Source organism: Psychrobacillus antarcticus, from assembly GCF_029533155.1.
GTDB classification, from domain to species: domain Bacteria; phylum Bacillota; class Bacilli; order Bacillales_A; family Planococcaceae; genus Psychrobacillus; species Psychrobacillus antarcticus.
Genome location: NZ_JAIZDB010000017.1, coordinates 1 through 23,660, shown reverse-complemented (window position 1 = coordinate 23,660; position 23,660 = coordinate 1). Strand labels below are relative to the sequence as shown.

18 protein-coding genes are annotated in these 23,660 nt (G+C 37.6%); 2 read left to right on the top strand and 16 right to left on the bottom strand.

Annotated elements, in window-relative coordinates; translation table 11 throughout:
* Positions 1 to 15: 15 nt before the first annotated feature.
* The 11 genes from LDK52_RS10420 to LDK52_RS10370 all read right to left on the bottom strand — a co-directional run bounded on the left by LDK52_RS10420 (position 16) and on the right by LDK52_RS10370 (position 15,091).
* Positions 16 to 1,338, bottom strand: a complete 1,323-nt coding sequence (locus LDK52_RS10420; protein ID WP_277585902.1) for a TRAP transporter large permease — start codon at positions 1,336 to 1,338, stop codon at positions 16 to 18.
* Positions 1,335 to 1,829 carry a TRAP transporter small permease gene (locus LDK52_RS10415; protein ID WP_277585901.1) on the bottom strand — a complete coding sequence of 165 codons (495 nt, stop codon included), beginning with the start codon at positions 1,827 to 1,829 and terminating at the stop codon, positions 1,335 to 1,337. The genes LDK52_RS10420 and LDK52_RS10415 overlap by 4 nt, the downstream gene beginning before the upstream one ends.
* Before the next feature lie 12 nt (positions 1,830 to 1,841).
* Positions 1,842 to 2,855 carry a DctP family TRAP transporter solute-binding subunit gene (locus LDK52_RS10410; RefSeq protein WP_277585900.1) on the bottom strand — a complete coding sequence of 338 codons (1,014 nt, stop codon included), beginning with the start codon at positions 2,853 to 2,855 and terminating at the stop codon, positions 1,842 to 1,844.
* Between the two features lie 4 nt (positions 2,856 to 2,859).
* Positions 2,860 to 4,167: a (Fe-S)-binding protein gene (locus tag LDK52_RS10405; RefSeq protein ID WP_277585899.1), complete on the bottom strand. Its 1,308-nt coding sequence runs from the start codon at positions 4,165 to 4,167 to the stop codon at positions 2,860 to 2,862.
* Complete coding sequence (locus LDK52_RS10400) at positions 4,160 to 5,569, bottom strand: FAD-binding oxidoreductase (RefSeq protein WP_277585898.1); 1,410 nt, start codon at positions 5,567 to 5,569, stop codon at positions 4,160 to 4,162. The genes LDK52_RS10405 and LDK52_RS10400 overlap by 8 nt, the downstream gene beginning before the upstream one ends.
* Positions 5,570 to 6,724: 1,155 nt before the next feature.
* The gene (locus LDK52_RS10395) at positions 6,725 to 7,807 is read right to left on the bottom strand and encodes a CdaR family transcriptional regulator (RefSeq protein WP_277585897.1); all 1,083 of its coding nucleotides are present in this window, start codon (positions 7,805 to 7,807) and stop codon (positions 6,725 to 6,727) included.
* A 178-nt stretch (positions 7,808 to 7,985) separates the two neighbouring features.
* Positions 7,986 to 8,543 (bottom strand): DoxX family protein, encoded by a 558-nt coding sequence (locus LDK52_RS10390; protein ID WP_277585896.1) that lies wholly within the window; start codon positions 8,541 to 8,543, stop codon positions 7,986 to 7,988.
* Between the two features lie 157 nt (positions 8,544 to 8,700).
* Positions 8,701 to 8,976: a hypothetical protein gene (locus LDK52_RS10385; RefSeq protein WP_277585895.1), complete on the bottom strand. Its 276-nt coding sequence runs from the start codon at positions 8,974 to 8,976 to the stop codon at positions 8,701 to 8,703.
* A 406-nt stretch (positions 8,977 to 9,382) separates the two neighbouring features.
* Positions 9,383 to 12,025 (bottom strand): bifunctional 2',3'-cyclic-nucleotide 2'-phosphodiesterase/3'-nucleotidase, encoded by a 2,643-nt coding sequence (locus tag LDK52_RS10380; protein ID WP_277585894.1) that lies wholly within the window; start codon positions 12,023 to 12,025, stop codon positions 9,383 to 9,385.
* A gap of 651 nt (positions 12,026 to 12,676) precedes the next feature.
* A complete protein-coding gene (locus tag LDK52_RS10375; protein ID WP_277585893.1) occupies positions 12,677 to 13,756 on the bottom strand; it encodes a Gfo/Idh/MocA family protein in 1,080 nt (359 codons plus the stop codon).
* 21 nt (positions 13,757 to 13,777) lie between these two features.
* On the bottom strand, positions 13,778 to 15,091 hold the full coding sequence (locus LDK52_RS10370; protein ID WP_277585892.1) for a nucleotide sugar dehydrogenase: 1,314 nt from the start codon (positions 15,089 to 15,091) through the stop codon (positions 13,778 to 13,780).
* A gap of 746 nt (positions 15,092 to 15,837) precedes the next feature.
* On the opposite strand from LDK52_RS10370, the gene LDK52_RS10365 reads away from it, so the two are divergent.
* Positions 15,838 to 17,199, top strand: coding sequence for an FAD-binding oxidoreductase (locus tag LDK52_RS10365; protein WP_277585891.1), 1,362 nt, complete (start codon positions 15,838 to 15,840; stop codon positions 17,197 to 17,199).
* Positions 17,200 to 17,276: 77 nt separating this feature from the next.
* Here LDK52_RS10365 and LDK52_RS10360 read toward each other — a convergent pair whose 3' ends face one another.
* The 5 genes from LDK52_RS10360 to LDK52_RS10340 form a co-directional block, all read right to left on the bottom strand.
* On the bottom strand, positions 17,277 to 18,599 hold the full coding sequence (locus tag LDK52_RS10360; protein WP_277585890.1) for an aspartate aminotransferase family protein: 1,323 nt from the start codon (positions 18,597 to 18,599) through the stop codon (positions 17,277 to 17,279).
* 59 nt (positions 18,600 to 18,658) lie between these two features.
* Positions 18,659 to 19,522 carry an ABC transporter ATP-binding protein gene (locus LDK52_RS10355; RefSeq protein ID WP_277585889.1) on the bottom strand — a complete coding sequence of 288 codons (864 nt, stop codon included), beginning with the start codon at positions 19,520 to 19,522 and terminating at the stop codon, positions 18,659 to 18,661.
* Complete coding sequence (locus LDK52_RS10350; protein WP_277585888.1) at positions 19,512 to 20,309, bottom strand: ABC transporter permease; 798 nt, start codon at positions 20,307 to 20,309, stop codon at positions 19,512 to 19,514. Before LDK52_RS10350 ends, LDK52_RS10355 begins: the two co-directional genes overlap by 11 nt.
* 80 nt (positions 20,310 to 20,389) lie before the next feature.
* Positions 20,390 to 21,379, bottom strand: coding sequence for an ABC transporter substrate-binding protein (locus LDK52_RS10345; RefSeq protein WP_277585887.1), 990 nt, complete (start codon positions 21,377 to 21,379; stop codon positions 20,390 to 20,392).
* 103 nt (positions 21,380 to 21,482) lie between these two features.
* Complete coding sequence (locus LDK52_RS10340) at positions 21,483 to 22,817, bottom strand: sigma 54-interacting transcriptional regulator (protein WP_277585886.1); 1,335 nt, start codon at positions 22,815 to 22,817, stop codon at positions 21,483 to 21,485.
* Between the two features lie 340 nt (positions 22,818 to 23,157).
* Between LDK52_RS10340 and LDK52_RS10335 the strand changes: the two genes are divergently transcribed.
* Positions 23,158 to 23,660: DUF6904 family protein (locus tag LDK52_RS10335; protein ID WP_277585885.1), on the top strand; the 503-nt coding region annotated here is incomplete at its 3' end.

The window sequence follows — 23,660 nt, the reverse complement described above, 5'->3', positions numbered from 1 at the left end:
CCCTTAAATCCCCCTTTATTTTACATTCAGTAGATCAGGTAAAAACGTTGATAAGGACGGTATAAATGTTATGAACATTAAAACGATAATGGCCGCCACTATAAATGGAACTACCCCTCTGGATATCCCAATAATATTCGTCTTAGAAATACCCGCCGCTACATACAGATTGAGTCCTACAGGTGGTGTAAAAAGACCAATTGCAAGATTTACTGTCATGAATACACCAAATACGGTTGGATCCATATCGATTACAACCATAATTGGCAACAATATTGGTACGAATATATAAAAAGCGGAAATGGCATCAATAAATGCACCTGCGATTAAAAGCAATAAATTGATCAATAAAAGAATGACAATTGGATTACTTGAAATCGATAAAATCACATCACTCATGTCACGAGCAATTTGTTCGGTTGTAATTATGTAAGCAAACACAGAAGCCGCACTAACAATAATCATAACGACAGCAGTCTGAAGAGAAGCATCTACAAAAATACGATACATACTTTTGAAAAGATTTTGCCTTAATACAAACAAACCAACGACTAGACCATATACTACCGCTACTACAGCAGCTTCTGTTGGAGTGAAAAATCCTCCATATATTCCGCCTAAAATGATGATTGGTATAAATAGTCCTGGTAATGCACTGACAAAAGCACGCCATCTTTCTTTACTTGTAGCTTTTTGAATAACATCCTCTGCAGGTAGAAAAGTCCCTTTTTTCACTTCTCTACTGCGCACGTAAAATGCAGCAATAATGAAAGCCAGACCCATAATCAATCCAGGAATAACACCAGCTAAAAACAGACGATTAATCGTAATAGGGATTTGATCCCCTGCTACAACTGCAAAGACGATGAAGGCAATACTAGGTGGAATAATGATTCCAATTGCTCCTGAACTCGCAACTAGCGCTCCAGCTGTTTCTTTTGTGAAACCACTTCTAACCATTGCCGGTATGAGAATACCACCGATTGCTGCAACGGTAGCTGGACCAGAACCTGATATAGCTGCAAAGAAAACAGCTACTAATACAGTTACAAGCACAATACCGCCTTTACGATGTCCAACCATAGCCTGCGCGAATTCTATTAATCTTCTAGAAATTCCTACATGGTCCATAATTACTCCAGCTAATATAAAGAAAGGAATTGCGAGTAAAGTAAATTTCGCTACACTCGTATACATAATATCAGTTACTGCTTCTAAACCGTATAATCCACTTGATGACACTAAGACGATCAACGAGGAAACGCCAAGAGAAACGGCAATAGGAACACGAAGGAAAATCAGTACAAAGAATGCTCCAAATAATAGTAATGCAATCATAGTAATTCCCCTTCCTTATCTGTAGATGCTGGGTCCTTTAACTGCCATTCCGCCAAGCCAACCTGGATTGTTCGAACGATACATAAAATTGCTCCTACAGGAAGGGACATAGTCATCACCCATGTTGGCCATCCTAGTGCAGGTGTTTTCTGACCAATATCTATTTGGAATATAATCGTCTGAATGCCATACCAGAATAAGACTCCAAACAGTACTAGTCCTGCAATTGTAGAAAGGGCAATCATCCCTCGTTTTACTCCTTTTCCTCCCAAATCATATAGTAGAGTAAAGCCAAGGTGTGAGTAATTACGCACACCCATAGCCGTACCTACAAAAGTGAGAAGGACGAAAAGGTTAATAGTCAATTCCTCTGTAAAAGACAGAGAAATCTCCGCAAAGTTTCTAGATATAATATTAGCAAAAGCAATAATGGTCATCGCTAATAATGCTAAAACTAGAATAATTTCTTCTACCTTATCAAGGATTTTCATCCGATTCCCTCCTTATCTCTTTTGGAAAGCTTCCAGTAATTCAGCACCCCAAATGTCTTTGTATTTAGCATACAAGGGTTGTACTGTCTCTTTAAATGCAGCAAGTTCTTCTTCCGTTGGCTCATAGAATTGCATGCCACTTGCTTTTAAAGCTTCAATTTGAGTTGCCTCTTTTTCACGTGCTTGCTTTACTTGATATGCTGCTGCTTCTTTCCCTAAACGATCGAAAAGTTCTTTATCCGAATCACTTAACGAATCATATAGCTTTTTATTCATTCCAAGCACTAATGGATCATATGAATAGTTCCACATTGTAATGTAATCTTGTACTTCATTTAACTTAGATGAAGAAATTACATCGATTGGATTTTCTTGACCATCAATTGTTCCTTGTTGTAATGCCGTAAATACTTCAGAAAACGTCATCGTAACAGGGTCTGTTCCTAGTTCACGGTATAAATCGTTATACATCGTAATTCCTGGAATACGAAGCTTCAACCCTTTAATATCCTCTGGACTTTTTACTTCACGTACACTATTAGTTAGTTGACGGAATCCATTTTCGCCAAACCCTAATGCCTGTACTCCTTTTTCAGACAATACTTCTTTCAGTTTCGTTCCGCCGTCACCATTGAATACTTTATCTACCTCGTCTAAATCGTTAAACAGAAATGGTGCAGATGAGACACCGAAACGATCATCCAAAATAGAATAAATGATAGTCGAGTTGAAAGTTAGATCAATCGTCCCTTTAGCGAGACTTTCCACTGCCTTACCAGAATCTCCTCCGGAAAGCTGTTCATTGGCGAATAGTTCAATATTAATACGGCCATCACTTTCTTCTGCTAAATCCTTCTTCAGCTTTTCCGCTGCTTCATACCAAGTAGAAGAATCGGAAACTGTCACTGACATTTTTAAGTTGTACTCCTTTTCCTCTGAAGAAGCTTTCTCCTCGCCACATGCTCCTAAAAGTAGAACAGCTGATAATCCGATTGTCGTAAAAATTGAACGTTTTAATTTTTTCATTTCCTTACACCCCTTTTTTATAATTAATCATTGACTCATATATGAAATCAACGATATGTACCGCTTCCATTTGATGAGATAATCCTTCTTTTTCAATGCCTACCTTCATTTGAAGTAAACAGCCTGGATTGGAGGTCACGACTTTCATCGGTGCTACCTCTATCACCCCTTTCATCTTTTCCTTGAGAATTTTAGCAGACATTTCAGGTTGCAATATATTATAAATACCAGCCGAACCACAGCAACCTGCTGCATTTGGCATTTCCTGATATTGATACCCAGGAGCTGCTTGTAATAATGCGCGTGGCTCCCTCCAAACTCCATTCACATTGCGTAAATGACATGAGTCCTGATATGTAACAATTGCCGATGAGACATTATTAGTGTGTGGAAGCTTTTCGAGCATTCCTAACTTAACTAATAAAGAGGAAATATCGATAATTTTCCTAGAAAATCTTGCCGCATCCTCTGTACCGAGGAGCTTCCCATATTCGCTAAGAAATGCGCCGCAACCTCCAGCATTCTGAACAATAAAATCATAGTCATCATGATCGAAGGTTCGAATGTTCTTCTCCGCATTACGCTTCGCTTTCGGCACCTCACCACTATGGCCATGAAGTGCACCACAGCATTGCTGGCCAGGTGGTATTTCAACTTCGACATCTAGCATATTTAGTAGTTCGATTGTTCGCTGGTTTGTTTGTTGAAACATCGTCTCCATAAGACAGCCTGTAAAAAATGCTACTTTTGTTGAAAGTGGCTTTGTTTCTCTTTTAGGCTTTTTCAGAGCAACTTTTGGTAATACAGCCTCCATCTCTTTAAGCTGTGTAGAAAAAAGATCCATAAAACCAATTTTTCGAGCGACTTTTTGTATACCTGTTGCCTGATATAATGCAATCAGCTTCACCGTACCCGTCATTAGCTTCTGATCTGCAAATAACCCATCAAATGTTACCTTTCTAATGACCTTCTCTTTTAGACTGATAGGTTTTGCTTCTTGAATAGCATGTCTCGTTTCCTCGATTAACGTTCCATATTGCACACCTGCCGGACAGGCCGGCTCACAAGCGCGACAACCAAGACAGACATCAAAAGCTTCCTCTACGGATCCATCCCACTTCACAACGCCATCCCGTACAGCTTTCATCAAGGCTATTCGACCTCGAGGGGAGTGAGTTTCGTCTTGGCCGGTCATAATATAAGTAGGACAAGCCGGTAAACAGAATCCACAACGCATACAATCCATTAGCAAATCCTCTTGCACATGCTCCTGAAAGCTTTCTTGCATCCGCTCTGCGAGTGGGCTAGCCATATTGCAGCACCACCCTAGGTTTCGTTGACTTCGCAAATAGTTTACCTGGATTACATATATTATTCGGGTCAATCGCTTGTTTAATAGCTTTCATCAGCGAAATTCCTTCTGGTCCTATCTTCCACTCCAAGTACGGAGATTTCATTTCTCCTATACCATGCTCTCCGGTAATCGTTCCACCAAGTGCAATAGCAGCCTCAAATATTTCTGCAAAAGCAGCATCTACTCTTTGCATTTCTTCTTCATCCCGTATATCCGTTAAACAGGTCGGATGCAGATTACCATCTCCCGCATGACCAAATGTATAAATCTCTACCTGATGTCGCTCTGCAATTCGTTGAATCTCACGAACCATCTCGGCGATTTCAGAGCGGGGAACAGTCGCATCCTCTAAAATGGTAGTCGGTCGTTTCCTTGCGAGTGCGGATAGCGCACTTCGTCTTCCCGCTTTTAAACGATTTGCTTCCTCCGTGGAATTCGCAATGGCAGTAGAGGTAGCACCGTTATTCTCTGCAATTTCAATCATTTTGGCAACATCAGAACTAACTGTTTCTACTGCTCCATCCTGCTCTATTAATAGCATCGCTTCCGCATCGGCCGGTAATCCTAGATTCATGAATAGCTCCACTGCGTCCATTGTTCCTCTGTCCATAAATTCAAGCGTAGCCGGTATAATTTTGGCAGCTATAATTTCAGATACAGTGGAGGCAGCAGCTTCTAATGAATGAAAATAGGCAATCCCTGTCTTCTGTGTCTGCGGCAGAGGGATTAGCTTTAGAGTTATTTCTGTTATAACCCCTAAGGTCCCCTCTGATCCAACAAGTAGAGAGGTTAAATCATAACCAGCTACATCCTTTGCCAATTTCCCACCAGTCTTAATAATGTCCCCATTTGGTAGGACAGCTTTCAGTCCCATGACATAATCCTTCGTCACGCCATACTTCAGCCCCCGAAGACCACCAGAATTTTCACTAACATTTCCCCCGATTGTTGAAATTTTCATACTGCTCGGATCTGGAGGATAAAATAACCCACGTGCTTCAACATAATTGCAAAGATCAAGCGTAATAACGCCTGGTTGTACTTCGATACACAAATTAGCTTCATCAAAATCTATTATTTGGTTCATTCGATTAAATAGAAGAACAATACCTCCACTAGTCGGCACAGTACCTGCTGCTAAATTCGTACCGGAACCACGTGGTACGATTGGAACAAGATACTTCTGGCAGACAAGCATAATTTTTTGAATTTCTTCCGTCGAAGCGGGCGACACAACAGCATTCGGTAATGACTGGAAACCAGCAGCTGCATCATAGCTATAGCTTGTAAGATGTGCAGCAGATGTCTTCAAATTGGCATCTCCTACAATTCCTCGAATTTCATCTATCCATAGCAACATTTATTCCCTCCTCTGCGATATCTTTAATAGCGCTTACAAGAATTCTACAAAAATATTAACTAGTTTGAAATGTCCGATAGTCCAATAATTCAGAATCTTACAATGACTTTTTTTGTCCATTTGGACAGTGCTAAACATTTACTAGTTTGATTAGAGTCCTAGTGAATAAATTCACATATTCAAAAGAGTACGGAATAACTAAGAGCTCCCAAAAATCCACCAGTAAAACTCAATAAACAAAAAGTCCATGTAAAAATCGCTAGGTCCTTTAGGATCTAAACCTGTTTCTAATGTTTTCGAAGTGCTTTGGACAGACTTATTGCTATCTAATTACCGTTATATTTTTAAAAGATGCTGGTCGTGACTGAAGTCACGACCAGCATCTTTTTTTCTCGGTAATCTTATGGCTATTGACCGTCCGTCGCCCTTCTACAACTTTTAGAAACAGGTAAGTACATTTTTGGTTAACAAGAGAAAAGCTACTATCCTAATAATAGAGGAGAGAGGATGACAGTCTAAGTACGCGACATCGTGTCGCAACGACTGCCTGACCCGCATCGTGCGGGCCTGAAGATGCAATTTCGTTCGCTATTCCGCTTCTTTATTGGTTAGATACTTACTATTTTTCTTTATTTCCACTAGTAAAAAAGGAAATTTACTATCCTCATCCTTCATTACACAATTTCATTCCAAAAATCAACAAACGGTTTTATCCCCTACTCGGACTACTCTTATTATCTAAGCGAGAGACTATGCAATATCCATAGTTTAGTACTACTCATTTAATTGATTGGAGTGAAATGTGGCTACTCCAGTGGGAACAGCGCGAGTTGAAAGCCCCGCAGGAAAGACGTTGGTCAAACTTTATTTGACCAACGTCTTTGCGACGAGTAACCGCAGGAGCATATGTTTTCGTAGTGACGAGGAGATTGAAGCCATGCCCACGGAGGCCAACAGGATGTTGGTCACAAAGGCGTTGCCACACGACGTGGCGCTCTTAGCCTTTGTACTCCACTGCAACGTAAATCAGTAGTATTAATCATCTTTAAAAGCGCCTAAAACTGGTGTTCATGCTGGATTCTTATATACTTTCTTTGAACAAAAAAACCATGATTTTAAATTCATGGTTTTTAAATCTGTATTGGTTTACGCAGATTAGACTCGTTTATAAAGTCGATAAGCTGTATAAATTTCCGCTAGATGGGCCCGATTAGACATTTGAATAGAAAGCAAACTTTCAATCTTAGATAACCGATACTTCAATGTATTCTTATGTATAAATAGTTTATCAGCGATTTCCTGTAGACCTCCATTGTCATTAAAATACACTTCCAATGTATCAAATAGCTCCTTATCCTCTAATATCGGCTCAATCGTTCTACTTACAAAAGTCTTAATACAATCATCGGAAAGCTCATAGTATAGAAGTTCCAACTTGAGGTCTTCCTCAAAAACGATTTTCTTCTGTCTGATAGAAATATTAATAGCAGTCTGTGCCTGTAAAAAAGAGCGTTTCAAATCTCCGGCCTGTCCTATGCCAATTGGCTGAAAATCTTCGTATACCTTCATTAACTGCATCTCCATTCTCTCAAAAGAAGACATTAGTTGATTTTTCTCCACCTCTGGTATAAAAAAGATTAATTGCCCTAACCCAGAGCGGACAATCATTAATTCTGGATGAATGGTCTGGTTATTTTTCATCCGCTCTACAACTTCTTGATCAATATACTGGCTCCCCTGTAAAATCGCAATGCGGCAAAAGTTCTCAATAGGAAACCCCAATAATTTAGCTTTCTTCGTTGTCTCTAAGTCAGACAGCTTCTTTAAAAAATAATCGGACACAAAATACTCAAGTTCTCTAACCGATCTCTCTCTTTGTTGACGAGATAAAAAGTCAGTTACAAAAAGTTCTACTACCTTCTTAACAAGCTTTGCATACTTTTCCACTGTTTTAGGTGTACCCGTTATCCCAATAACACCAATTGCTTGATCTTCAATTACAATCGGCATAACCATCCCAGGCCTAACACCTTTTAACTTTTTACACATTTCTTCAGTCATATGTAATTGTTTAAGATTCTTAATCGATAGCGAAGCCCCTTCATGAAAAGTATTCAACCGCTGAGGATCTGTACTAGCTATGATGAATCCGGTGCGATCTGTAACTACTACACTTTGTTCAATAAGCGTTGAAAGCTCCTTCACAATTTGTGGCCCTAAAACCTCTAAATCAAACATCGTCATCCCCCATCACAACTAATAGTTAATTTTTCTATATATTGCATATTACATGAATAATGAAATAGCACAACTGTTTTTTTTGTCCCTGTGTAAGAAACAATTTCGAATTGTTTCTTACACAGGGACAAAAAAAAGCCAGAAGAAAAATATGAAATTTTTCTTCTGGCTTTCAAACCTACTGAGGCGGCGAACTATTCTTTTTACTCTTCCAAGGGGTACCTAATAATGGCAGTGCCCAGCGATCCAATCCGTACCATCCTGCTACTTTCCAAGCAAGTACTAACCAAGTAGCCAAGATGAATAGCAATGGATTAACACTAAGCGTTCCAGCAAACAGAAAACTTACGTTCATGAGAGCACCGAAAAAGGCTGCAATACCAGTAAGTAAGCCGAACACTAAGCCCAATCCTACTAATACCTCTCCAATTGCTACTACGTAGGAAAACAACTTGGCATTTGGTAGTACAGTGTTTTCCAAGAAAGTTGCATACCATCCAGCCACATCTGCGCCTTCTTGTGATTTTGCAAGTGCACCCTTCACAAAGCCCGTAATTGCAGCTCCAGCATTTTCTCCTGTCCAAGCATCATTGTTTAATTTTCCCCATCCAGCTGTCAACCATTTATAACCGACATAAAGTCGGATGATTAACCAAATAACCGCAGAACGAGTATCACTAAATAAGAATCGCGAAACTGGGTTCTCTGGAATATAAACAGCACTTTTATCCGTCAAATTAACCACTCCTCTATAAAACTATTGTACTATATACTATTACACTTTACTACATAGTTATGTGTCTATAGTGTATACAAAACGTGAAGTTTCAGTTACAAAATATTACCCTGTGTAAGAAACAATTCGGAATTATTTCTTACACAGGGACATTTCACTAAACCGCCTCTACCACATTTATGGCAAGAAGCTCATTTAAATAGGCATCTATTTGGTTATGGTAATCTGCTCCATCTCCTCCAAAAAGTCCGAAATGGCCGCAAATACTATTTATTACTTTTAGTTCACTGTTTGGAATCAGTTTTTGCTCTGCTTCACAGTCTCTTACCGGGAAAAACATAAAGTATTCATTCGGATTTAAAGCTCTGTCTACACCAATATAAGTTTCATAATCTTTACTTATGCCAGAAAACCAAGTTGGAATAACAATCACATTATCTTTTTCACTGTTTAACTCGCCATGCGTGTTTTAAGCCAATTTCAAATCTGGGATGATTCCGCCATCTTCTAATTCAAAATCTCCTAAATTATAAACTTCGAAAGGTCCTACATTCTCCTGTGAATAAAAATCATTTTTAATCATTAACCATTTCCCCCCTTCTACTTCAAAATGTAGTTCAAGGTGACTAATTGAATAATGCGCATCTATTATAATCATAGATTTGAGGGATACACAAGTCAATGTCTAATATTAATAGAATAGTTCGAATTCTTTTGTCCCTGTGTAAGAAACTATTCGCAATTGTTTCTTACACAGGGACAAAAAAACACACCCTCCAGCAGAAAGCTAGAGAGTGTGCGACTTATGTCAAATTGTCAGAATTGTTTTCTTCGCAGGGTCACTTTATAGAATACTTCCCAAACCCATCAGTACCCTCACCCACATACTTAATACTCCCGTCAGCAGGGATTACTTTTTCTGCTTGTTTAGAGGATTCGAATACGATTGTTGCGTTTGCTGGTAATGGTGCGAATTTCCAGTTGCCGTCAGCCGATGGATCGATTGTTTTCTCTGCAAGAATGTATTCGATAATCGTTTGACGGTTTTCATCTGGATAGATTTCAATCGCTGTTGCATTGCGTACGCCTGGGAATGTTCCATTTGCACGGTAGTTGTTTGTTGCTACGATGAATTCTTGTTTTAAATCGATTGGTTTACCATCGTATTGTAAGTTTTTAATACGTGATGTGCCTTCATTTTTAAGATTTCCATCTGCATCATATTTTGCTGGTTTCGTCACATCAATTTCGTATGTTACACCATCAATTACGTCATAGTTATATGAGCGGAAGTCTGTATTGATAAGCTGTTGATCGCCAGTCTTTGTTGCATCGATTTGGTTGAATTGGCCCGCGGACATTTCCAACCATTCTTTTACGTCTGCTCCATTAACTTTAACAATTGCTACTGTGTTGTCGTATAAATATAAGTCAGCTACGTTTTTAATTGCTAATTCACCTTTTGGTACGTAAGTGTAGTATTCTGGATCACTTCTTGTTCCGGCTTTAAATGGAGCTCCTGCAGAGAGGACTGGAAGTGTTTCATTTGCTGTACCTTTTAGTTTCTTTTTCACATACTCAGTTTGAGCGTTTGTTACGATTTGGATAGATGGATCATCCTGTACTTGTGAGAAATAACTATGGATGTCAGCTGTTGTAGTTCCAACTGCTTGGCGCACGTATTTAATCGTTCCTTCATGTGCTTCCTTTACTGCATTTACAATCGTCTGGTCAACATCCGTTGCGTCCTTAGCAATTGTACGAACTTCTGCTTTAGACTTTGTTACGTTCCAAACGTCGCCTTTTTTCTCCAACGTTAAGTCAATAACACCTAAATGGCTACCGAATTTACCAGGCATTACAACAGGAACGCCGTTAATCGTACCGTTATTGATATCAACATTTGTTAAAGAAGCATCCACTTTACCAGGGAACACTTGATGTGCATGTCCAGTAATAATGGCATCTACACCTTCAACTTTCGTCAGTAAATACGTTACATCCTCTTCTCCAACCTCATGCTTTGTATCTCCAAGGCCAGAGTGAGAAAGAACTACAACTACGTCTGCTCCTGCTTTTTTCATTTGAGGAATAATAGCTTCCACAGCTTGTACAGAATCTTGAACCTTTACTTTTCCTTCTAAATGAGATTTATCCCACTTTAGAATTTGAGGAGGAACAATACCAGTGACCCCAACGGTTATCGTTGACTTGTCGCCTTCTGCATCTACTACTTCTTGTTTTATTAACGCATATGGTTCATACATTAATTTACCCGTTTTTGCGTCTTGAACATTCGCATTGACATATGGGAAGTTTGCATCGTCCATTACTTCATCTAAATAATCTAAACCGTAGTTAAATTCATGGTTACCAAAAGTCGCACCATCGTATTCTAACAATTCCATTGCTGTTACAGATGGATGTTCTTCCCCATCTACTAATTTATCTACAGCTTGCTTGTAAGAACCTAGTGGAGTTCCTTGAATTGCATCCCCATTATCGAATAATAACGAACTGCTATTTTCTGCACGTGCATTCTTAATAAGCGTTGCAGTTTTCGCAAGACCTAGACTATTAGACTCTGTATCTTTGTAATAATCATAGTTCACGATATTTGTATGAATATCAGAAGTACCTAAAATCCGAAGCGACACTGCATCTTTTGAAACTGAATCTGTACCTGATGCTTTAATAACTACTTCTAATTTTTTCAATAAATCTTCTACCATTGGATATGAACTAGCAGTAGGAAGTCTATCCAATAAAGGTGCAATCGTATCGATTACCTTCTTAGCTTCGACAGTATTGCCAGCTGCTAATAATTTTTCTGCCTGCACAACCTTCATATAAACAGTAACAGGTACCATAAGCTGATCACGCTTCGCATTTGCCGGTTCTTTATATTGGTCTAACAACAAATCTCTTGGTGCTTTACCAGAAAAACGATAAAGAATAGATGTACGGCTTTTCAGTTGAACAGAAAGTTTATGATACAAAGTCTCAACCTTCGCCCAATCCTTTACAGCTTCTGCTTTTTTAAGATCATTCATAATAGGAGTTAAGTATTTATCCGCATAGTTATATGCATCAATATAAGGGATAATTCCTTTTGTTACACGCTCGTTATAAAGATCGTTTAAATCTTTTAGTAAAGCGGCTTTATTTTTTGCATTAGATTTCGTGATAGCTACCTTTGCTTTCACATAATTTTCTTTAGCTTTATTGAGTGCCGGATACAACTCTTTACTTGTAGCAAGCTTGCCACCCTGAGCAGGAACAACATATGCATAAGCTGCATTCTTCATATCTTTTCTCGCTTGATCCACTACGTCTTGCATCGAGCTACTCGCAAAACTTACATTCGTACCAGCTAATAAAGACGTTGCTAAAGCTGCAGCTACTATTGTTTTTTTGAACGTGTTCTTCTTCATCGTTTCACTCCTGTTTAAATAGATTATTTTCACCCAATTTTTACTCAATAAGTCCCTCCCTAACAATAAACTATGGAACAACCTATGACAATGAAAATATTGTAATAATTTAGTAAATTAAAATAGGTCTTATTTACATACCAAACACGGAATATTCGACCATTCATTAATAATATCGAGTTTATAACGACAATCATATAGGTAAATGAAAATATTAAATTGGTCAACAAAAATAATACTTAGTATACATTATGCAGACATCTAATTTCGCTATAAAACAGGTCATTATACTACAATTAATTTCAATTAATTCTCGGGTACTTTTTTTACGATCACAAACTAGATTTTTTCTATTACTCGCATGCGTTTTTCAGATAATGTCCTTTGGAGAAAATAAATAAATAAATAAATAAATAAATAAAGCGTGAAGTACAAACACTTTGTTTCCCCGAAGTAAATGTTCAAACTTTATTGAGGAAAATTGATTACACTTACTTTGTGTAAACTGCTTAATTTTCTTGACGGTACTTTCGGTGAGGTGAAACTGTTAAAATTTGTACAGTTTTGAAAAGTACCAATTTCTAAAGCAAGTATGAATTGTTTCTTACACAGGGACACAAAAAACACACCCTCTAGCAGAGAGGGTGTGCGAATTCACTTAGTTGTCAGAATAGTTTTCTGAACAGGGTAGCTTTCGCTTCAATCAAACCTACCCTTAAAATCTAACGTACTACATTTTTCTAATGGAAGCTTAACGCTTTTTCCTTCTGCTGCAGATTTGTAGATCGCAAGCACAAGTTCAAGTGCCCTTCTTCCATCTTCTGCTGTTACATAAGGAGCTCTATCGTTTTGGATCGCGTCAATTACATCCGCATACAATGGAGTATGACCAAACCCATATACAGATGGTGGGTTTTCATGATACTTTTCTTTCACTTCATCTGCGTTATCTTTGTTATCTGCAAACATCCATTCTTCAATGATATTTACCGATTTCCCACCAATTTTAACTGTACCTTGTTCCCCAAATACATAAAGAGTTTCCTCTAAATTTTTCGGATAAACATTCGTTGTACCTTCGATCATACCGTAACTACCATTAGCAAATCGGACTAATGCCATACCTAAATCCTCTGCTTCGATAAATCCATGCATCATATTATCTGTCATGCCAACAACTTCGACGATTTCGTCACCCATCATCCAACGTAATAGATCAATATTATGGATACATTGATTCATCAGAGCACCACCGTCTTGCTCCCATGTACCGCGCCATGGTGCTTGCGTGTAGTAATCTTCTCCACGATTCCAACGAATATGAGCTGTTCCGTGAAGTAATTTACCAAAACGTCCTTCTTCGACTGCTTCGCGCATTTTTTGAATTGATTTATTGAAACGGTTTTGGTGACAAGCACTTACTTTTATATTTTTCTCTTTTGCTAATGCAATAATTTGGTCTGCGTCTTCTAATGAAAGTGCAATCGGTTTTTCGATAATTAGGTTGCTACCTGCTTCTATGCAATCCAATGCGATTCGACCATGATTTCCACTCTCTGTACATATACCAATCAGTCCTGGCTTTTCAGCTTCAAGCATTTCTTTATAATCAGTATATTTTTTCACCGTATTCGGTAGGTCGAAATTTGAAATGGTTTCGTCCATTTTAGATGGATCGATATCACATATTGCAACGATATCTAATTTATTTTCAATTGCTGCGGCGATATGGTTTGGTGAGATTCTACCGCAACCAATAATTGCATATGTTAAACTCATGTATTTGCCACCCCTTATTTCTTATAATAGTTCGATATTATCTCTATTTGTTACTTCTTTTAATGCATTTTTTGTATCAAAGATAGATTTTGCATGTTGTTGAACAAATGCATAATCAACATTTGTATGTGCTGTTGTAACAATTACTAAATCGACGCTTGATAGTAACTCGGCAGATAATTCTAGTTCACTTTTCTTCACTTGGCCTTTTTCTTTGTATTCCGCTACGAAAGGATCGTAGTAAATTACATTTGCGCCTTCTTTTTCTAGTTCTTCAATAACGCGAATAGCAGGACTTTCTCTAAAATCTTCAATATCCTGTTTATATGCAACACCTAACATTAAAATATTAGATCCATTCATTGATTTTTTATCTCTGTTTAAAATTTTACTCGCTCTTTCTGCGCAGTATTCTGGCATACGGTCATTAACCATCATCGAAGATTCAATCATCGAAGTATGGAATCCGAACTCACGCGCTTTCCATGAAAGATAATATGGATCTAAAGGAATACAGTGACCTCCTAAACCTGGTCCAGGGTAAAACGCTTGGAAACCATATGGCTTAGATTTTGCTGCATCAATAACTTCCCAAAAATTAATGCCCATTTTGTGACTTAAAATCGCTAATTCATTCACAAGACCAATATTAACATTGCGGTATGTGTTTTCTAAAATTTTCTCCATTTCTGCAATAGCAGGAGAGGAAACAGTATGTACATCCCCATCTAAAACTTCACGGTACATTGCAGCAATTACTTCTGTTGCATCTGCACCAATAGCACCAACTACTTTAGGAGTGTTTTTTGTTTTATAAATTGCATTACCTGGATCTACACGCTCAGGAGAGAAACCTAAATAGAAATCCTCACCACAAACTAAACCAGAACCATTTTCTAATAATGGTTTGATTAATTCTTCTGTTGTACCTGGGTATGTAGTAGATTCAAGCACTACCATTGTATCTTTTGTTAAATATTTCGCAATTTCCTTGGAAGAAATTTCTAAATAACTAACATCCGGTTGTTGGTAATCATCTAACGGAGTAGGTACACAAATAGCGATAAAGTCTACGTCTTTGATGAAACTAAAGTCAGAAGTTGCAGAAAGCATCCCTTTTTCCACTAATGCTGAAAGGTCAGTATCTACTACATCTCCAATATAGTTTTCGCCATTATTAACCATGTTTACTTTTTCTGCTTGAACATCAAAACCGATTGTTTTGTATCCAGCTTTCGCTTTTTCAACAGCTAGAGGAAGGCCAACGTATCCTAGACCAACTACCCCCACTATAATTTCTCTATTTTCTATCTTATCCAGTAGTTTTCTTTTCATATTTTACCTACCCTTTCTTTCTTGCTTAATTTTATTAAATAAATACTCGTCGATTTTTTTATACCGTCAAAAAGTTTAACCGCCAAAGTGATTTCTGACACAGGCACGCTCTATGAGGAATGAATGAATAGCCTACAATCACTCTTTTCTATTGATGTACCATTAACAATGCCCATTAAAGTATCTCAAACTAATTGGTAACTTTCAATTAATAGCCAAATAATATTAGAAGTGAGTTATAGACTATTGACGAATTTGTTACTAACACAGCGACACAACCAACTCTAGTGCCGATAAATTGTTATATACTGTGAAAAAAAGATGATTTTCTTATTTAAGTAATATTCATTCCATTATATCAGAAAAACACTACCATTTCACAGGAATCTTCTAGTAAAGAAGAGGACTAACTACTTATTTCTAATACGCTTATTTAATAGTAAATTGTAGCGAATTGTCAGAATAGCGTCGAATTATTTCTACCACAGCGTGTTTTTATAGATACTTTGCAACGCTAGTGGGGACGCGTTTTAAATTTAATTCTTGCTAGTGGGAACTGCTTTAAATATAATTAAATTATTCAGAATTTTCTTTTTCATATTATTAATACTTTGTAGTTTTAATCGTGTTGATTTTAGCGCAAGGCGATGCCTAATGTAGAAATCAAACTCGTTCGGATTTTATGATTTATTGTTCCATTATGAAATTGATTCTAAAAAATTTAAATAAGTAAAGGATGTTTTAAGGTGTTTATTCAGGAATTGCTAGAGCGTCTTGGAAAGGATATAGTTAGCCAAAATGAAAACGAATTGTACCGTCATAGCCATGATGAATCTTTTCATCCATCAGTAGAGCCAGACGTCGTCTGCTTTCCCAAAGGTCGAGATGATATTGAAGGGATTATGCAAGTAGCACGCGAGCATAAAGTACCTGTAACACCATTTGGTGCAGGGTCTGGTTTAGAAGGACAAGCAATTCCAATTCAAAAAGGGATTTCTATTAACTTTGAAAATATGAATAATGTCATAAAGTTTTCACCCGAAGATTTATTGATTACCGTACAACCTGGTATTACACGCTTACAGTTAAATAAGTTCGTAAATCGACATGGTTTAATGTTTCCAATCGATCCAGGTGCAGATGCAACGATTGGGGGAATGGTAGCTACGAATGCGAGTGGTACTACAGCAGTTCGCTATGGATCTATGAGAGAACAACTGCTCGATTTAGAAGTTGTTTTGGCTAATGGAACAGTAATTCATACAGGTTCACTTGCTAAAAAATCATCTTCTGGCTACCATTTGACAGGCCTATTTGCTGGATCCGAAGGTACATTGGGCATCATCACTGAAGTTACCTTACGACTTCACGGAATTCCAGAACATACGATAGCAGCACGATGTACATTTAATACACCAAAAGAATGTGCTGAAGCCGCTCAGGCAATTCTACTAAGCGGAATTCCAGTCATGCGGATGGAGCTTCTTGATGCAGAAAGTATTGCTCAAGTGAATGCATATGGTGACTATAATCTTCCAGTTGCTCATTCACTATTTTTTGAATTTGCAGGCATAAAAACCTCGGTTGAGGAAGAAGCAAAGCTTGTAGAACAATTAATGCGAGAATTAGATTGTGATAACTGGGATGTTGCTAGTGGATCTAAAGAGCGAATGGAACTTTGGAAAGCACGCCATGAAATGTCTTATGCATACCAACATGTAAAAGGAATGGCCAATACAGGAGCAGATGTGTGTGTTCCAATATCGAAGCTACCAGAACTTATTGTATACGCGCGCGAACTAATTGATGAGACTGGATTGACAGGAGGGGTGCTGGGGCACGTCGGCGATGGAAACTTCCATACAATTGTTCTTTATGATCCAAACGTGGAAGGCGAGTTTGAAAAAGCTGAGTATACAAACGACGCAATCGCAATAAGAGCAATCGAAGTTGGTGGCACATGTACAGGCGAGCATGGTGTCGGACTTGGTAAGAGAAAATTCCAAGAAAGAGAACATGGTGCAGCAGTTTCTATTATGAAACAAATGAAACAAATACTCGATCCAGAAAGATTATTAAATCCCGGAAAAATATTTTTCGAAGACTAATCAATCATAAAAAGATCTGTTGGCAGTTTTATTGCTAACAGATCTTTTTGAATTTGTATTACCAAAATAAGAAAAAATCAATTAGTACGCAAGTTTACAACAGATTCATATTCTGTTATTGCTTCATCTAACATTTGTAAACCTTCATCAATTTGTTCTTTTGTCACAACTAATGGCGGAATCATTCTGATTACCTCTCCATGGTTCCCACAGAGATAGAATAACACTCCTTTTTTTAGAGCGATATCCAAGATCTTTAATAACCCTTCTCCATTAGGTTTACCTGTTTGAGGATTAATAACTTCAATACCTATCATTAAACCAACAGCACGAATATCGCCAATTACGCTATGTCGTGCTTTTATATTTTCTAGTTGTTGGACTGCATAACTTCCCATCTTTCTAGTGTTTTCAAGCAGGTTTTCTTCTTTCATAATTTCCAAAGTGGTCAATGCGACCGAACATGCAATTGGATTGCCACCAAATGTTGTGCCGTGACTACCAAGTGGCCATTGCTTCATCAGTTCACTAGACGCAACTGTTGCGCTAAGCGGAAGACCTGATGCAATTCCCTTTGCTATTGCCATAATGTCTGGAGTAACATCAAATGTTTGTGCAGCAAACCATTCGCCTGTACGACCGAATCCAGTTTGCACTTCATCAAAAATCAGTAATATTTGATGGCGATCACAAATTTCTCGTATTTTCTTTAACCAACCTTTAGGTGGTACAACATAACCGCCTTCTCCAAGAACAGGTTCTAAAATAACACAAGCTACTTCTTCAGGTGTTACTTGATGATTAAATAATGTTTCAAAGTCAGATTCCAATTTATCGATTACGTAAGTTTCAGGATCAACCCCTGGTGGGCATCCTTTTACATTTGCATAAGGTATTTGATATGTAAGTCCGGATGGTTGCATAAATTTACGATATTTACTTTTGGACGTTGTTACACTTAATGCACCTAATGACCTACCATGAAACCCTCCAGTAAATGAAATTACATATGGTCGCTTCGTTACATACTTAGCAAGTTTAAGAGCACCTTCAATTGCTTCTGTTCCGCTATTTGCAAAGAAGAAACAATCCAGATTCCCAGGCATAATTTCTGCAAGTTCATCTGCTAACTTCAAGATAGATTGATACATGATTACTCCAGAAGGACCGTGTACTAAACCATCTGCAGCATCTTTTATCGCTTGAACAACTTTCGGATGACGATGACCTACGTTTGTAACAGCAATACCAGATGTAAAATCTAGATATCTCTTTCCATCTACGCCGAAGTAGTAACAACCTTCCTCTTTCACAACTGGTAGATTTGGATGATCCTTAGCCATACTCGGAGCTAACCGATTTGACATGTTTTTTAGCAGATGATCCCATTTGTTTTCCATAAAATTGACCCCCATAATCGTATTGCGACACTTAAATTAAGTAGTAAGAAAGAGAATTTCTAATGAATAGATTTCAAACTTTCTTCCCGAATAAGAGATAATAATTCCTCTTTGTAGTTTCCGAATTCCACTGTGCTTTTCATACTGTACTCCCTTGGTCGTTCCAAAGTAATCGGAATCTTTTTCTTTAAACGTCCAGGTCTAGCTGTCATTACATAAACGGAGTCTGCCAAAAAGATAGATTCATCTACATCATGTGTAATAAACAAAATTGTTTTTTTCGACTCTTCCCACGCTTTTAGTAGTACTTCTTGCATAATAGTTCTAGTTTGGGCATCTAGAGCACCAAAAGGTTCATCCATTATTAATATTTTGGGGTCGTTAGCCAAAGCACGAGCAATAGCAACTCTTTGTTTCATTCCTCCAGACAACTGGATAGGGTAATGTTTCTCAAACCCTGTTAAACCTATTAATTGTAAGTAATATCTTGCAAGGTCATCCCGTTCTTTTTGCGGAACACCTTTTAACTTTAAACCAAATGTAATATTATCCTTAACATTTAACCATGGAAACAAAGTGTAAGACTGAAAGACCATCCCACGATCAGGACCAGGTCCATTAATTTCTTGGCCATCTAAGAGAACCTGACCTGAGGTTGACTCTTCTAAACCAGCTACGATACGTAATATGGTTGATTTTCCGCATCCAGAAGGTCCTAAAATGGTGACAAATTCTCCATCTTCTACAGTAAAGGAAGTCTTTTCGAGTGCTACTGTTTCTCCAGATTTCGTTTTAAATATTTTGCCAACGTCTTTAATTTCTAACTTTGGTGTGGTGATTTTAGGAATAGCATTTCCTTGTTTTTTCAAGTCGGAACTTTCGGTTAGTATGTCTAGTTTCTGTGATACCATATTAATAACCATCCTTTCTCATCCAAGAAAACGAAGCACGGTAAATAGATTTAAACATGATATCTGTAATAAGCCCCAATAAACCTATTATCAATATGCCTACGATAATTTTATCTGGTTGCAGGAAACGAGAGGCTTGCATAATCATATGTCCTAAACCGCTAGATGCTCCAACAATCTCAGCTACTACTAAATAAGTCCAAGCCCATCCAAACGTTATACGAAGTGTATCCACAATTCCTGGAAGGGAAGCGGGGAGAATCACTTTTGTAAAGATTTGAGCATTCTTAGCTCCTAATGTATAGGAGACATCTATCAGATCGTTTTGCACATTCTTTGTAACATCCATCACCATAAGAGTGAGTTGAAAAAACGTCCCTAAGAAAATAACAGACATTTTCTCTGCCTCACCAAGGCCAATCCATAATATTAATAATGGAATAAATGCTGAAGCAGGCATATAACGGATAAACCCAATGATTGGTTCAAAGGCGCCTTCCATAATTCGTAGTGATCCCATAAGTATTCCTAAAGGTATCCCGATTAACGCAGCAACTAGAAATCCAGTAAATACTCTTGAAAAACTGATACCAATATCAAAAAGAATATCTCCACTTACAAATAACTTAACGGCTGTTGCTAACACAGTTGTAGGAGTTGGTAAAAATAAGGCATTAACAAACCCACTATAACTTAAGAGTGACCATATTCCGAGAACAACAAGAAATGTGATGAACCCAACTGAATTATAAATTTTCTTTGGTATTTCTTTATTAGGAGTAAACCACTTTTTTATCATCTAAACCCCTCCATCCTATACATCTTTGTGGAATGGTGTCGTTAACGTTTACTTTAAATGTTAACGACACCTCTACTCCTTTATTTTAGAAAACTAGAATCGATTACATCTTCTGCTTTTACATCATTCTCAATCACTTTTTGATCTTTGTAAAACTGAATAGTATTTTCTGTCGATTCATAAATAGAACCTTTTTCACCATCTAGACCAAATAAGTTGTCATTATCTTCTTTTGAGAAAAATTTCAGTCCTGTTTCTGTTGCTTCAAACTCTGCTACATCAATACTAAGTCCTTTTGCCATTATTTCATTTGCTTCTTTTTTATTATTTTTCCAATAATCCATCGCTTCACCCATTGCTTTTACAAATGCTTTTACATCTTCAGGGCGGTCTTTGATAACATCTTCTTTAAAAGAAACAGTATCGATGATAATTCCAGGTAAATCTTTTGTAGATAACAATACTTTTCCGTTTGCTTGTGCTCCTTTAGTTAACCAGGGTTCCCAAGTAACAGCTGCATCTACCTTTCCAGCTGCGAACGCCGCACCAGCATCACCTGCTGACATTTGTACGACTGTTACATCTTTTTCAGTTAGTCCACCTTGAGCTAATGCAGTTAATGCCAGCAGTTGACTTGTCGAACCTACTTCAAAGGCCATTTTCTTCCCTTTTAAATCTTCTACACTATTAATATCATTTTTTACAAGAATTCCATCGCCGCCATAAGAATCGTCCAATAACCAAACAACTTTAACTGGAATACCAGCACCAGCAAGCGTTATTTGTACGTCTAGCGCAGTTGCCATACCATCCACTTTCCCCCCAGCTAAAGCTGCTTTACGCTCCCCTAAGCCTTCCACAATTGAAAGTTCAACATCTACCCCATTTTTTTCAAAAAAGCCTTTTTCCTTTGCTAAAAAGAGTGGCCCATACCCAGTCCATGTTGGAAGTGTTACTTTTAACGGTGCCGATGCTTTCTCATTTGTAGCACTTTTACCTTCTTCCTTCCCACAAGCTGTTAACACGAAAAGTAATATTAGTGAACATACAACCAATGACCATTTCTTCAACCTAATTCCCCCTATTAATTTGAATGTAAAAATGCCTTTTCCATTTGGTCCCTCTAAATTTCCTACCCCCTTCTTATCTCCCCCTTTCTAAGCCAATATGAAGTTATTCGTATTCTTTGTCTAAAGAAGTAGAGTACTTTTTTAACTTACGAACGACAGAAGGTTGACTAATTCCTAATACTTGGGCCATTTGCGTAGTCGTCTTGTAACGCTTTTGTGTATTCAATAGTACTTTCCTTTCAACAAATTCCAATATATGCGGTAAGCTTTGACCGTCCAATTCAATACCAATTTGTTCCCCTTCTAATGGTTGGTATTGTAATGGCAAATCTTGAAGAGTGATTAAACTCGTTTCACTTTCAATAACGATTCGCTCCATTACGTTTTTTAACTCACGGAAGTTAGCTTTCCATTCAAGCTGAAGGAGGCGGATGTATACATCATCCGCAAGTTTCTTATTGTATTGATATTTCTCATTTAATGTTTGTAAATAAAAAGAAATAGCACTTTCAAGATCTTCTGGTCTTTCACGTAATGGTTTCAAAGCAATGGATGTAATGTGAAGTAAGTAGAATAGATCATCTCGGAATTTCCCTTGATGGACGAGTTCTTCCAGTGATGTTTCGCTAATGGCAATAATTCTAGTAGTCGTTTGCTTGTTTAAAAGAGTAAAAAGGATTGCTTGGGCAGCTATTGACAGTTGGTCAATTTCCTTTAGTACGAGAGAACCGCCCGAAGAAAGAGAGAGATAACCTTGAGATTTAGCGTCTAGTTGACCGGTGAAAGCATTCTCAAAAATAGAGTCCGGTATTGATCCACAATTAACTTCAATGAAAGAACCTTCACTGTAATTGCTTTGAGCGTGGATAAACTTTGCTAGGGAAATTTTTCCAACGCCGTGCTCACCTTGAATGACAATGGGAACATCGAGTCGTGCCATTTTATGAGCTGTTTTGATGGCACGATCAGATGATTGACTTTCCATTATCAAACTACTAATTTGAATATGCTGATCTCGAAAGTAGGCAAGCTCTTCTTTTACTTTGAACATTTCGGTTTCTAAATCTTGCAAGTACTCTTTCATGACCATTAGTTCAGAAAGCTCGTAGGAATAACTAATAACAAATTCAACCTCACGCTGGTCATTAAAAAGCGGAATACCTGTTATCAATACTTTTCGTCCTGATGGTGTCATTTGAACGGTCACAATTTTTTTCTTCTTTTCAACAACTTCGGGTGTAATCGCTGGCGAGAAAATACCCTGAGCTTGTAAGTCTAAAACTGATTTCCCTAAAAGTTCAGAAGGTTTCATACCATAATGTTCGCCGCTTATTTGAGTAACTTTGATTATTTTACCTTCACGTGAAGTAATAATGATATCTTCGTCATAGGTATCAATAATTTCTTCCACGCTATTTGGAAGAAAATACATCGACATCATATTCGCCCTCCTTTATTCATTCTTGTATAAGACTATACAATATTGAATAATCCAATTGCAACTAAAATTTTAACTATTCTAATAATTTAATAGAAAAATGTTTGTTTTAAAAAAAGTGGTAAAAATTGAATTCAAATAAAAAAGAAGAGACTGTATCAATAGTCATCAAAAATGGCTTTTGATAGCAGCCCTCTTTTTTATTATCAAGTTCTCATGGAATTCAGAATAAATATTTTGAACCTGGTACCCCTCATTAGGCTCTTCTAGGTAAAAAAGATTGTCAGAATAAGATATAATTGGGGTGCAAATATTATAATTCGAAGAAAAGGAAGATAACATGATTAGTATGCAAAATACACCAAACCTCACAGGCGTCACAACCACGGGGGATTTCCAAGATTTCGAAGAGTTATATGAAGCACTCCACACGATTGTTGGGGAGGAAATGGAATATATACATTATGATGCTGTTCGAATACGTGTCCTCGGGGTATGTTACGATATTCGACATGCACTGATGGGAGACCGTAGTGCAGTACATGTCCCAAATGGCCTCGACCAGGAGCGTATGCAAAGACTTTCCATCATCGGCGCTGTGATGAATATCTATTTATCTTTCGAAACGTACTGGCCAGAGATTATTTTCGTCAGTTATGCACTCAATGACTTTATTGAACTTCATGAAAAAAAATATAAAACGCATGCCTGGGATGCAACAATTGCCACCGTCCGAAAATTCCAAGCTGCTGTCGCTAGTTGTTTACAAGAAACCTTAAGTCCTAATAAATTTGCCCAAATAAAAAAATACATTACTCCTCATAACATATGGGAGAAAAATAA

What these genes read in the sequence shown, in the direction of transcription:
- LDK52_RS10420 (WP_277585902.1), bottom strand. Translation starts at nt 1,338, where the DNA reads ATGATTGCATTACTATTATTTGGAGCATTCTTTGTACTGATTTTCCTT.
- LDK52_RS10415 (WP_277585901.1), bottom strand. Translation starts at nt 1,829, where the DNA reads ATGAAAATCCTTGATAAGGTAGAAGAAATTATTCTAGTTTTAGCATTA.
- LDK52_RS10410 (WP_277585900.1), bottom strand. Translation starts at nt 2,855, where the DNA reads ATGAAAAAATTAAAACGTTCAATTTTTACGACAATCGGATTATCAGCT.
- LDK52_RS10405 (WP_277585899.1), bottom strand. Translation starts at nt 4,167, where the DNA reads ATGGCTAGCCCACTCGCAGAGCGGATGCAAGAAAGCTTTCAGGAGCAT.
- LDK52_RS10400 (WP_277585898.1), bottom strand. Translation starts at nt 5,569, where the DNA reads ATGTTGCTATGGATAGATGAAATTCGAGGAATTGTAGGAGATGCCAAT.
- LDK52_RS10395 (WP_277585897.1), bottom strand. Translation starts at nt 7,807, where the DNA reads ATGTTTGATTTAGAGGTTTTAGGGCCACAAATTGTGAAGGAGCTTTCA.
- LDK52_RS10375 (WP_277585893.1), bottom strand. Translation starts at nt 13,756, where the DNA reads ATGAGTTTAACATATGCAATTATTGGTTGCGGTAGAATCTCACCAAAC.
- LDK52_RS10370 (WP_277585892.1), bottom strand. Translation starts at nt 15,091, where the DNA reads ATGAAAAGAAAACTACTGGATAAGATAGAAAATAGAGAAATTATAGTG.
- LDK52_RS10360 (WP_277585890.1), bottom strand. Translation starts at nt 18,599, where the DNA reads ATGGAAAACAAATGGGATCATCTGCTAAAAAACATGTCAAATCGGTTA.
- LDK52_RS10355 (WP_277585889.1), bottom strand. Translation starts at nt 19,522, where the DNA reads ATGGTTATTAATATGGTATCACAGAAACTAGACATACTAACCGAAAGT.
- LDK52_RS10350 (WP_277585888.1), bottom strand. Translation starts at nt 20,309, where the DNA reads ATGATAAAAAAGTGGTTTACTCCTAATAAAGAAATACCAAAGAAAATT.
- LDK52_RS10340 (WP_277585886.1), bottom strand. Translation starts at nt 22,817, where the DNA reads ATGTCGATGTATTTTCTTCCAAATAGCGTGGAAGAAATTATTGATACC.